The sequence below is a fragment of the Achromobacter sp. 10T422 genome (assembly GCF_056394065.1).
Map to the genome: position 1 here is coordinate 1 of NZ_JBFTHD010000013.1, position 11,058 is coordinate 11,058.

The 11,058-nt window shown below is 65.0% G+C and carries 9 protein-coding genes; 2 read left to right on the forward strand and 7 right to left on the reverse strand.

Annotated features, from left to right (window positions below; genetic code table 11):
• The 4 genes from AC1DB0_RS27585 to AC1DB0_RS27600 all read right to left on the reverse strand — a co-directional run.
• Positions 1-1,202, reverse strand: a 1,202-nt coding sequence (locus AC1DB0_RS27585; RefSeq protein WP_476758791.1) for a type VI secretion system Vgr family protein, incomplete at its 3' end; no start/stop codon positions are given.
• 101 nt (positions 1,203-1,303) lie between these two features.
• Positions 1,304-2,272 carry an alpha/beta hydrolase gene (locus AC1DB0_RS27590; protein WP_476758372.1) on the reverse strand — a complete coding sequence of 323 codons (969 nt, stop codon included), beginning with the start codon at positions 2,270-2,272 and terminating at the stop codon, positions 1,304-1,306.
• 87 nt (positions 2,273-2,359) lie between these two features.
• Positions 2,360-3,109, reverse strand: coding sequence for an alpha/beta fold hydrolase (locus AC1DB0_RS27595; protein ID WP_342065526.1), 750 nt, complete (start codon positions 3,107-3,109; stop codon positions 2,360-2,362).
• 14 nt (positions 3,110-3,123) lie between these two features.
• A complete protein-coding gene (locus AC1DB0_RS27600; protein ID WP_476758373.1) occupies positions 3,124-4,098 on the reverse strand; it encodes a tripartite tricarboxylate transporter substrate binding protein in 975 nt (324 codons plus the stop codon).
• Positions 4,099-4,274: 176 nt separating this feature from the next.
• On the opposite strand from AC1DB0_RS27600, the gene AC1DB0_RS27605 reads away from it, so the two are divergent.
• The gene (locus tag AC1DB0_RS27605; protein ID WP_476758374.1) at positions 4,275-4,856 is read left to right on the forward strand and encodes a DUF4202 domain-containing protein; all 582 of its coding nucleotides are present in this window, start codon (positions 4,275-4,277) and stop codon (positions 4,854-4,856) included.
• A gap of 90 nt (positions 4,857-4,946) precedes the next feature.
• On the opposite strand, the gene AC1DB0_RS27610 is transcribed toward AC1DB0_RS27605, so the two are convergent.
• From AC1DB0_RS27610 to AC1DB0_RS27620, 3 genes are read right to left on the reverse strand one after another with little or no spacing between them, the layout of a single operon-like run.
• Positions 4,947-5,819 (reverse strand): ProQ/FinO family protein, encoded by an 873-nt coding sequence (locus tag AC1DB0_RS27610; protein WP_476758375.1) that lies wholly within the window; start codon positions 5,817-5,819, stop codon positions 4,947-4,949.
• Between the two features lie 49 nt (positions 5,820-5,868).
• On the reverse strand, positions 5,869-7,350 hold the full coding sequence (locus AC1DB0_RS27615; protein ID WP_427945571.1) for a lactate permease LctP family transporter: 1,482 nt from the start codon (positions 7,348-7,350) through the stop codon (positions 5,869-5,871).
• A gap of 20 nt (positions 7,351-7,370) precedes the next feature.
• Positions 7,371-8,513, reverse strand: coding sequence for a metallophosphoesterase (locus AC1DB0_RS27620; protein WP_441372224.1), 1,143 nt, complete (start codon positions 8,511-8,513; stop codon positions 7,371-7,373).
• A gap of 221 nt (positions 8,514-8,734) precedes the next feature.
• Here AC1DB0_RS27620 and fhuE point away from each other — a divergent pair, with 221 nt between their 5' ends.
• Positions 8,735-10,966 carry a ferric-rhodotorulic acid/ferric-coprogen receptor FhuE gene (fhuE, locus tag AC1DB0_RS27625; protein WP_476758376.1) on the forward strand — a complete coding sequence of 744 codons (2,232 nt, stop codon included), beginning with the start codon at positions 8,735-8,737 and terminating at the stop codon, positions 10,964-10,966.
• Positions 10,967-11,058 lie beyond the last annotated feature (92 nt).

The following is an 11,058-nucleotide window of genomic DNA, read 5'->3' on the forward strand; positions in this document are numbered from 1 at the left end:
CCCAGCCGGTCCCACGGAAACTGCACCTTGACCCGGCCCCACTCGTCGCAAAAGATCTCTTCGTTTGGCGGGCCGACGACGGTGGCCATTTGCGGGCCGTCAATGCGGGGTTTAGGGCAGGGCTCGGGCTTCCAGTCGACTTTGTCCGGAACGAGTTCGGCGGTGTAGCCATACTGCGTGCCTTGCTCCGCACCAACACCATCTTCTTCCTGGCTCGCGTGCTGCACGCCGTGGTGGCGCATGCGTACGGGCCGCCAGCCTTGGTTCCAGTCTTCGCGCGGGTGGCCGGTCAGGTCGAAAGCCACGCCGGGGATCAAGCGAGCGTCGTCACCTTCGACGATGGCGATACGCGCATCGCGGCGGAGGCCTAGCAGGCGAGTTTGGGTGAACGGTTTGCCCGCTTCGTCGCGTTTGTAGCGGCCGGGGTAGTCGTAGCGTTCGTAACGGCGGTCTTGATTCGCCAAGTCCGCGGCAATCGGGGAGTGTTCCTGGCTGTAGCGCGGATGCGTGTACGTGTAGTCGCGCTGGGTTTGCACTGCGGTGCGCACACGCTCGGCGTAGGTGAAGCGATGCAGCGCGGGCTCGGGTTGATCGCCGCCCGGCATGGGGTTGTACAGAACCGGGCCGCCCGCGATTTCACCGTGGATGTAGATGCGGTCACCGTGAATCAAGCGATGGCTTTTCTCGGTATGGTCGTAGCGGTAGAAGTAACCTTCCTCGGCGGCCAGCCGGTTCAGAAATTCCAGATCGGTATCGCCCGCCTGCACGCAGTATTCGTGCGGCAAGTGTTCATTCGTCGTGACCTGTTCATAGTCCGTGATGCCCTGGCGTTTGATGACATCCGCCATGATCTCCGGCACGGACAGCTGCTGGTAGATGCGCCAGTCGGAACAAAGCGCTGCCCTGGAAAGTGAGGGTTCAAGCACTGCCCGATAGCGCGTGCGGCGAAAGCCGGTGCATGCTTGTTCGAACTCGGTGATGATGCCGTGCACATGGCGCACGGCCACGTCACCGCGCCAGATCGTGAACACGGCGGCTTGATCCAACAGCAAACCGAAGTCCGCCGCCGAATCGAAGCTGGAAAGGTCGACGCTTAGCCGGTAGGTCTCAGACAGCGCCTCGTCCAGCGTGAATTCAATGACATCAAACGCCGCGCCGTTGACGGGCGTGAAGCTGAAACGGTAACCGCAAGGCCGGGACACGTGGACGTTCCTCTTTCCGTTGTGCAAGATCCAACCGGGCATCTTGCACAACGGACGAAGGCGGCGTCCATTAGACGACTACGAAACTACGGAGCGCTTTCCTATGCGGCCAAATTGCGCTTCAGCGCGTGCACCAGGTCCGTCCTAGCCTCTTGCGCTTGGGGCAGCAGGCGCGTCATGCCGATGAAGCTGTGTGGTACGCCGGAGTACACGATGAAGTTGGGCGCGGCGCCGGTTGCGAACAGTTTGTTGGCCAGGTCGAGCGTGTCGTCCAGCAGCGGGTCCAGCGCCGCGGCTTGCAGGATGAGCGGCGGCAGGCCGGCAACGTCAGCGTGCAACGGGGCGACGCCGGGGTCGGTCAGTTGCGCGGCGTCCGTCACGTACTGCTGCCAGAACCAATCGAGTTTTTCTGTGGACAGGCCAAAGCGGCCGTCGCCAAAGGATTCGTGCGAAGGCGTGTCGCGGCGGGCGGACAGCATGCCGTAGATCACCACGCCGGTCTTGATGAAGGCGTCGCCTTCGTCGCGCAGGCGTTGCAGGGCGGCCAGCGTCAGGTTGCCACCGGCGGACTCTCCGCCCACGGCCAGACGGGATGCGTCCAAGCCCAGCGACGGCGCCTGGTCACGCAGCCAGCGCAGCGCGCCCAGCACTTGTTCCAGCGCAACGGGGTAGCGGGCTTCGGGCGACAGGGCGTAAGACAGGCCCGCCGTGACGATGCCGGCTTCGGCCGCGATCTCGCGTTTCCAGCGGTCCAGCGTGTCCAGATCGCCATGGGCGAAACCGCCGCCGTGCAGATGCAGGTACAGCGGCAGCGGCGCGTCCGTTGCGCCGTCGGGGTAGTACAGGCGCAGCGTGGCGGGTACGGGAAGGTGGTCCAGGCGGTGTTCCACCACGCGACCGACGGGCGGGGCGGGCTGGCTGAGCCATGCTTGATACGCGCGGCTTTTTTCGCGGGTCTCGGCAATGGGGGTGGTCAGCACGTTGGGCGTGCCCACGCCGTGCTGCTTGGCCAGCGCTTGGGCAGCCAGCACGTCGGGCGCCAGGGTGGGGGTGTGGGGTGCGTCACTCATGGGGGTTCCAGTGCTTGGGGTAGTGCTTGGGGTAGTGCTCGGAACCCGCCAGTATGACGCGGTTTGCGCTACGCGGCGAAATACGCGTTAGGCATATGCATCCAACCCGGCCAGAAAGCGCCGGATCGACCCGGTGTAGACGTCGGCGCGGTCTTGGCCTTTCCAGTCTTCAACCAGCGTGGCGTGCGGGGCCAGTTGGGCAATTTCCCGAGCGATCTCAACAGGATGCAGGATGTCGTTGCCCGCCAGAATCAATAATGGCGTGCGCGTGGCGGCCACGGCTTCGCGGGTGACGCTGTAGACGAAGTCGCCATCGAAGAGGTTGGCGCGCAGCGCCTCCAGTGCCGCTTCGTCCACGCCGCCCTCACGCTGGCGCAGGCCGTCGGCCCAACTGTCGAAGGACTCGGCGCGGTTGGCGGCGTTGGCGGCCGATAGCCCGATGGGCTGCTGAAGAATGGCCGCGGTGACGCGGTCAGGCGCCAGTTCGCAGAGCTTCAATGCGAAGGACGCGCCGATGCACGAACCCAGCACATGGAAGCGTTCGATGCCCAGGTGGTCGAGCAGCGCCAAGTGATCTTCGGCGTAGGTCTGCCAGCCATCAGTCGCACGCAACGGGGCGGTTGAACGGCCGGCGTTGCGTTGGTCCATGGCGATGCAGCGGAAGTTTGACGAGAACGCGGCGATGGGGTCCGGGTAGTCGCGCGGCTTGCCATCGCGCGTGACGCGCCAGAGTTCCACATGCGACAGCAGGCCGCCGGGCGCCAGCATCAGCAGCGGATGGCCGTGGCCATGGGTTTCGTAATAGAGGCGGGCGTCGGCCACGTGAGCAATAGGCATGACAGGGCAGGGGTTTAGTTGACAGAGACACCGGCCTGCTGGAGCAGGGCGGGAAATTTCAGGGCGTCGCTGGCGATGCGGTCCGCGAAGTCGGCGGACGATCCCCCGATGGCTTCGAAGCCTTGTGCGCGCAAGCGCTCCCGAAAGGCCGGCTCGTTCAGCGCGGCGCTGACCGATACGCCGACGCGTTGCACGACGTCAGGCGCGGTGCCGGCGGGCGCCAGCATGCCGAACCAGCCCGAGCCGCTGTCCAGGTCCAGGCCGGCTTCGCGGGCGGTGGGCACGTCGCCAATGATGGGGCTGCGTTCGGCTTGCAGCACGGCCAGGCCGCGCAGCTTGCCGGTGCGGATCAGGTCGGCGGCGGCAGGCACGGCGACGATGGCGGCATCGGTCTCGCCCGCCAGCAACGCCACGACGGCGGGGCCTGCGCCTTTGTACGGCACATGCAGCAGCGTGTCGGGATACAGGCCTTGCAAGCGCGCCAATGCCAGATGATTGCTGTTGCCGTAGCCGGGCGTGCCCACGTTGACCAGGCGCTGGGCGCCCAATTTGCGCAAACCGGCGATGTCGTGGATAGGCGAATCGGCGCGCACGACGATCACGGGCGGCGTCACCGCCACGATGCCAACCGGCGCAAAGCTGCGCACGGCGTCGTAGTTCACGTTGTTCTTGAATAGCGTCTGGTTGGCCACGAGCATGTCGCCGGTGAGCAGCAACGTGTAGCCATCGGGCTCGGCGCGCGCCACCATTTCGGACGCGATGTTGCCGCCGGCGCCCGCGCGGTTTTCCACGATGACGGGCACGTTCCATTGCGCGCCCAGCTGTTCCGCCAAGCCGCGGCCCAACGCGTCCATTGCGCCGCCGGGTGACAAGGGCAACACCAGCCGGACGGGCTTGTCAGGAAAGGCGGCCTGCGCGCCTTGCGCGGCAAAGCCGATGAAAAGGGCGGCCGCGGCCAGGGCGTGCCGCATCCAAGCGCGGGGAGTCATAGGGGTTTCCAGTGTCAGGGAGAACCCCAAATCCTAAGCAGTCACCGCGCGCGGTTGAACGATGGTTTTCGCATTTGGATAGTTGGAATGCGATGCGCAGGTGCAACGCGCGGCCATCTTGGAGCTATCATCGTTTCGATTCCCGCCCAACCGAACCCCTATTGGATACCCCAGGCATGAATGACCGTCTGCACCAGACGCTGCTGCGCTTTGACCATTACAACGGCGCGGACCCGAACCTGTTTACGTGGCAGGGCGAGACCTGTCCGCAGGAATTATTTCTGGCGCAGAAGCTGCATGAGTGGGTGCTGAAACTGGCGCCGGATGCGTCCGAACCGCTGGTGCTGGCATCCCGGTGCCAGCATATCGGACGATGGGAAATTGCCCGCAACAGCTATCCCGAAGGGCGTGTCGCTTATCTGACGTGGCGCAAGGCGCTGGCGCGGCACCACGCTGGCATCGCCGAAGGCATCATGCGCGACACGGGGTACACGGACGACGTGATCGACCGCGTCAGAACGATCGTGATGAAGCAGGGCATCAAGCAGGACGCGGATGTGCAGACGATGGAGAACGCGCTGTGCCTGGTGTTCTTGCAATATCAGTACGAGGCCTTTCATCCCGCGCACGCGGAGAAGATCGTTGATATCTTGAAAAAGTCATTGCTGAAGATGGACGCGGCGGGCCACAAGTGGGCGCTGACGCTGCCGTATTCCCCGATCGGGATGGCCTATATAGAGCAAGCATTGCGGCCGTGAACGCACGAGCAAAAACCCGGCCTGCGAAGCCTCGCAGGCCGGGTTTTTGTTGTTCCACACAGCGCCGTGAAACGCGGCGCCGCAGCAGAATCAGGTGGGCGTGTCCGAGGAAGATTCAGCCGGGGTTTCAGCCGAAGCTTGATCCGCGCCTTGCGCCTTCTTTTGCTCGGAGGCATCCGAAGCCGGTGCATCAGCCGCCGGCACGTCGGCCACCGGCGCGTCCGCCACCGGCATGTCCGCAACCGGCACGTCCGCAACCGGCATGTCCGCTACCGGCGCTTGAGCCGCCACGGGTGCATCGGCATTCACGGCAGGTGCGGCAACGTCAGCCGCAGCAGCCACAGCAACGTCAGCACCCGCAGCCGGCGCAGCGGCGCCAGCTGCCGCGGCGGCTTCCGCCTTCTTGGCCTTGTTGCGGGCGGCGGCGTTTTTCGACGCGCTGCGCGACGCCATGCGCTTGGCATGCTTGGCTTCGTTGGCGGTGACGGCGCCCGAGGGTTCGCCGTTCAGGTCCACGCGCGGCGCGTCTTCGACCATACAAGCCCAGTAGCGGCGGCCATCACACCAGGTCTTGACCGCTTCCTTGATCTGCGCTTCGTCCAGTTGCAGGGCCTGGGCATGTTGCACCAGGTCTGCCAGCACGCCCAGCTTCAGCGGAAGCTTCGGCGCGGGATTCTTGGGGAAGGCTTTGGGAAACTGGCGTTGCAGGCGCGAGATCGCGACGACGACGGGGTCGACGGGCGTGTCGCGGCGCTCAGCACGCTGCGGACGCTGGCCACGGTCTTTGTCGCCGCCTTGCGGACGGGCGCCTTTCTCGCCTTGCGGGCGCGGGCCCTTGCCGGCATTTGCCGAGCGAGGTCCTTTACCGCCGCCTTGCGGACGCGATTCTTTCTTGGGGGTAGGCTCTTCGGGCGCCTGCTTGGTAATCAATGCCCGGATCGCGGCTAACTGTTCTAGTCCCATGTGCTACACAAAAAAAAGGTTGAGGCCGTGAGCATCAGCGCTCCGGCGGCTATCCCGACAGCACGACAAGCAGTGCCAGGGACAAAAGAATGCCGAACGCGGCCAGGGCAAACGGCAGTAGTAGAACATACACGCTGCGTTCCTGCCCTTGGCCGTGGGCCAAACCGGCCGCAATCGACATTCTGACAGGTGAAAAAATGCCCATGGCCGTACCGGAAACGTGTAACAGCGCAGCGGCTGCCGGTACGTTCAAGCCCGCGTGAAGCGCTAATGATAGCTGGGAAGGCATGAACAGGCTGTTGGGCGCGTTGCCGCTGTTGGCCAGAATACCAAACGCGCCGGCCAAGAGGGGCGTGATGAGGATGGTCCAGTCTTGCAGTGTTGCAAAAAGACCATCGGCATAGGCTTGTGAAATACCGGCGCCCGCCAGCACTTCGGCCATCATCGCAAACAGGAAGACGGACATGACGGCGTGGCGGCCGGTTTTCCACGCGGCGCGCGCCTGGGCCGCCAAGGCGCGCGGCTGACGGCGCCAGACTGCCATGGCGAGCGCGCCCGCAATCAGCCAGCTGCCCGCGTGCAGGAAAGGCATCCAGGCGGGCAGGTCGGCAAAGGGCCGGATGTCAGCCAACGCGCCCAGCGCGTGGTTCAGCGCGGGGACGAGGCGCGTGGCAACCAGGCAGGCAATCACCAGGATATAAGGCAGCGCACGGCGGGCCGCGGCCAGCAACTGATTGCGATCGGGCCGGCGGTCCATCACGAAGCGCAGCACGATCAAGGGGCCGTAGGCGGCCAGCAGCGCGGTCTCGGGGCCAAGCACGGCGGTGGCGGCGCTGAGCAGGCCCAGGCTGGCCGCCATCCACACGGCTTCGCGCCGGTGCTCGGCCGCGTCCGCACGCAAGCCCGCATGGCGCGCCGTGCGCCAGTACAGCAGCATCCACACCACCATCAGCAAGGCCACGGCCACCATGCTGTAGAGCGCCAGCTGGGCAGCCGGCACGCGCGCATAGGCGGACGCCAGCAAGGTGCCGCTGCCCATCGCGCCCCAAGGAATCAGCGTCTGACTCAGCAAGGCGAACACCATGATGTCGCGCGGCTTCAAGCCCAGCGGACGAATCAGCAGCACCGTGCCCAGCATGCCCACGCCAAACCCCGTGGCGGATTCCGCAAAGGGGCCGATCAGAAAACAGGCGAAGAACAAGCGCCGGCGGCGGGCGAGCGGCTCGTTCAGTTCTGCGTGGCCGGCGGTGGCCTGCGTGGACGATTGTTCCGGCGCGTGGCCGTGGGACGCCATCTGCCAGAACAGCAAGCCGCCCAGGATGTACGGCGTAATGATCCAGCCGATCCACAGCCCGCGTTCGAGCGTCACCGCCAATTGCGCGCCGCTGAATGGCGCGGGTGCGGCGAAAAGCGCAATGGGCACGGCGGCGCACAGGCCCAGCACGGCGGCTATCGTGGTGTTCACGCGCCCGCTGGCAATGGCGGCAATCACCGTCAGGGCGGGCAGGGACCACAGCAGGTAGCTCATCATGGCGGGCGCGGGGGTGGAACTTATTGGGCGGCGGTCTTCGCCGGCGAGCGCAGCACGATCTGCGTAATCTCCGAGGGGCGGCCCAAGCGCACCGGGAAACCCGGCCACAAGCCCGTGCCATTGCTGACATACAAGCGCATGCCGTCGACCTGATACTCGCCCGACACATAGCCTTCGTTAGCCAGCTGCGTCAGCAGGTGCGGCCCCAGGATCTGGCCGCCATGCGTATGGCCGGACAGTTGCAGGCCGGCCCCGGCCTGCGCGTTGCGCACCGCGCCGATAGGGCGATGGCTCAGCAAGATGACCGGGTCGGTGGCCGGCACGCCGTCCATCGCGCGCGCCACATCAGGTTCCAGCTGCCCATAGGCCGCCGCCATCTTGTCGGTGATGCCGGCCAGCACCAGACGTTGGCCGTTGGGGGTGAGCGTTACGTGTTCGTTCAGCAGCAGGCGCAGGCCCAGCTTTTCAAAAGCGGGCAGCCAACGCTGGTACTCGGCGTAGTACTCGTGGTTGCCCGGGATGGCATAGACGCCGTAGCGGGCGCGCAGCGCTTGCAGCGGCAGCACATCGGCGGCGCGTGCATCGGTGGTGCCGTCGACCAGATCGCCCGTGATCACGATCAGATCCGGGTTCAAGCCATTCGTCTTCGTGACGACGGCTTCCATCCACGGCGCTTCCAGCAAGCGGCTGGCGTGCAGGTCGGTCAGTTGCACCAGACGGAAGCCGTCGAGTTCGGGCGGCAGCTTGGGCAACGCAATTTCCAGCGTCTTCACATCAGGCACGCGCACGGCTTGCCAGACGCCAATAGCCGACAGCACCACCGAGACGACCGCCGCGCCGACGCCCCAACCGCGCGCAGCCCACAGCCGCTTGCCGCGCACACGTGAGAACAGGTACACCACCGAGCCCGCCACATCGCGCGCCAGCAGCAGCATCGCCAACAGCAGCAGGCTGCCGAACAGCCAGCCCAGCACCATCAACAGCGTGCCAGGAATTTCGGGCGAGGCCATGGAGCCGAACAGGTTGCGCGTCACCAAGTGGTGCTCGGCGGCGGCCACGAGCAAGACAGACAGCAAGAGCTTGCTGGTTCTGGATAAGGACAGGGGCAGAACGAAACGCCAAATGACGTAGAGACTGATCAGTCCCGTGAAGACATGGAACACGCGGAGATTCCTACGGAGAGCGGCTATGAAGAGAACGTCGGGGCCGGAGCCAGCGACATTATGCCGGGCGGCTTGTGACGCGGCCGGGTAAACCCGCTGCGCGTAGGGACAAATTGGCGGGGCGGTTGACGTCGTAAATTCGCAACAACAGATAGTTATGAGAAGCAGTCGCATTACACTTCTTTCCCACAAAGCAACCCGTTGTGGGAGAGGAAGCCAGCATGCAAGACCACAGGCCACAAGGCAGCAAGCCCCAATTTCTACCAGGCAGCAAGTTCCGTTTTCTATCAGGCAGCAAGCCCCGTTTCAAAGTGAGCCGCACCTCGGCCGTGGTGCTTTTAGCGCTGGCTTCAGCCGCCGCAGCCGCGCAGGAAGCGGCCGTGTCCACGCTGCCCAGCGTGCAAGTCGTGGGGGATTCCGACCCCACCACCACCGAAGGAACGGGTTCCTACACCCCCCGCGCCACCGCCGCCAGCACCGGCTTGCCGCTGACGCTGCGCGAGACGCCGCAGTCGGTCACTGTCATGACCCGCCAGCGCATGGACGACGAAGACATGCGGTCGTTGGCCGATGTAATGGCCAGCACGCCGGGCATCTCGGTGCAGAACTACGACAGCGAGCGCTATTCGTTCAGCTCGCGTGGGTTCAGCGTCAGCAACTATATGTATGACGGCGTGCCCACCGGTTTTGATGTGGGCTATGCCGCCGGTGAATCGTCCATCGACCCCATCATCTACGACCGCGTTGAAGTCGTGCGCGGCGCAACCGGCCTGTTGACGGGCGCGGGCAACCCGTCGGCGTCGATCAACCTGGTGCGCAAGCACGCCACCAGCCGTGAGTTCAAGGCCGATGTCAGCGTCAGCGCGGGCAACTGGGACACCTATCGCGGCACGCTGGACTTGTCGACCCCGCTCAGCAAGGACGGCAGCGTGCGCGGCCGCATTGTGTCGGCGTACCAAGACAACCATTCCTATCTGGATGGCTACCAAAGCACAAAAAAAATCTTCTACGGCGTCGTGGATGCCGACCTGACGTCGCGAACGACCTTCAGCGCGGGCTTCAACTATCAAGACAATGACCCGCAACGCAGCAGCTGGGGCGGCTTCCCGCTGTGGTACGCGGACGGCGGGCGCACCGACTGGAAGCGGTCGCTGAACACGGGCGCCGACTGGAGCTCATGGGGCAGCACCACATCCGGCGGCTTCGCCAGCCTGGAACATCGCTTTGACAACGACTGGCGCGTGCAGGCCGTGGCGTCCCATTCCAAGCACGAAATGGACGGCAAGCTGCTGTATCTGTACGGCTGGCCCGACCGCGAGACCGGCCTGGGCGTGAGCGGTTCGCCCGCCTGGTATCTGGGCGACCGCAAGCAGAACAGCCTGGACGTCAAGGCCACCGGCCCCTTCACCGCGTTTGGCCGCCGCCATGAAGTGGTGGTGGGCGCGAGCTTCACCCGCCAATACGCCGACTTTGACTACCGTTCGGCGATATCCGCCGCCCCGGTCGGCAACTTCCTGAACTGGGACGGTTCCTATCCCGAACCCGACTGGAGCGACACCGCCGTCACCGCCAGCCGCTACACCACCAAACAAACCGGCTGGTACGGCGCGCTGCGCATGAACCTGGCCGATCCGCTCAAGCTGATCGTGGGCGGACGCTACAGCACGTGGAAGACGGACTCTGTCGGTTTTGGCGGCGGCAGCCGCGAAGCCTTCGACAAGAACGCTTTCACGCCCTACGCCGGCCTGCTGTACGACATCAACGAGACCTACACGGCCTACGTCAGCTACACGGGCATCTTCAATCCGCAAAGCTACCAGGACCGCAACGGCGGATGGCTGGACCCGCTGGAAGGCAAGTCCTATGAAGCCGGCGTGAAGGGTGAATTCCTGGAAGGGCGCTTGAACGCCAGCGCGGCCGTGTTCCAGGTGGAACAGGATAACGTCGCGCAAACCGACCCGGGTTACTTGGTGCCGGGTTCGATCAACCAGGCATACCGGGCCGCCCAAGGCACGCGCAGCCGCGGCTTCGATCTTGAGGTGTCGGGCGAAGTGACGCCGGGTTGGAATCTGGCGGCGGGCTGGTCGCATTGGACCGCGCGCGACGGCGAAGGCAACGCCATCCAGACGGATCAACCGCGGTCGCTGGTGCGCTTGTTCACGACTTACCGCTTGCCGGGCGACTGGAATCGTCTGACGGTGGGCGGCGGCGTCAATTGGCAGAGCGGTGTCTACACCATCGCCAGCGGCCCCAACGGCGACGAGCGCGTAGGCCAAGGCAGCTACGCCATCACCAACCTGATGGCGCGCTACCAGTTCAACCGCAACCTGTCGGCGCAGTTGAACGTGAACAACCTGTTTGACCGCAAGTACTACAGCCAGGTTGGCTTCTACAGCCAAGGCGCATGGGGCGCGGGCACCAGCACGATTCTGACGATGCGCTACCAGTACTGACGCTTGCCCGGCCGCCCGCCGAGCACGCGTCAGGTCGTGGTGCAAAGGGCACCTGGGCGATCAAGCGCGCGTCAGGTCGTGGTGCAAAGGGC

Coding starts and splice junctions, on each gene's coding strand:
- AC1DB0_RS27610 (WP_476758375.1), bottom strand. CDS start 5,819: ATGGGACTAGAACAGTTAGCCGCGATCCGGGCATTGATTACCAAGCAG.
- AC1DB0_RS27600 (WP_476758373.1), bottom strand. CDS start 4,098: ATGACTCCCCGCGCTTGGATGCGGCACGCCCTGGCCGCGGCCGCCCTT.
- AC1DB0_RS27615 (WP_427945571.1), bottom strand. CDS start 7,350: ATGATGAGCTACCTGCTGTGGTCCCTGCCCGCCCTGACGGTGATTGCC.
- AC1DB0_RS27605 (WP_476758374.1), top strand. CDS start 4,275: ATGAATGACCGTCTGCACCAGACGCTGCTGCGCTTTGACCATTACAAC.
- fhuE (WP_476758376.1), top strand. CDS start 8,735: ATGCAAGACCACAGGCCACAAGGCAGCAAGCCCCAATTTCTACCAGGC.
- AC1DB0_RS27590 (WP_476758372.1), bottom strand. CDS start 2,272: ATGAGTGACGCACCCCACACCCCCACCCTGGCGCCCGACGTGCTGGCT.
- AC1DB0_RS27595 (WP_342065526.1), bottom strand. CDS start 3,109: ATGCCTATTGCTCACGTGGCCGACGCCCGCCTCTATTACGAAACCCAT.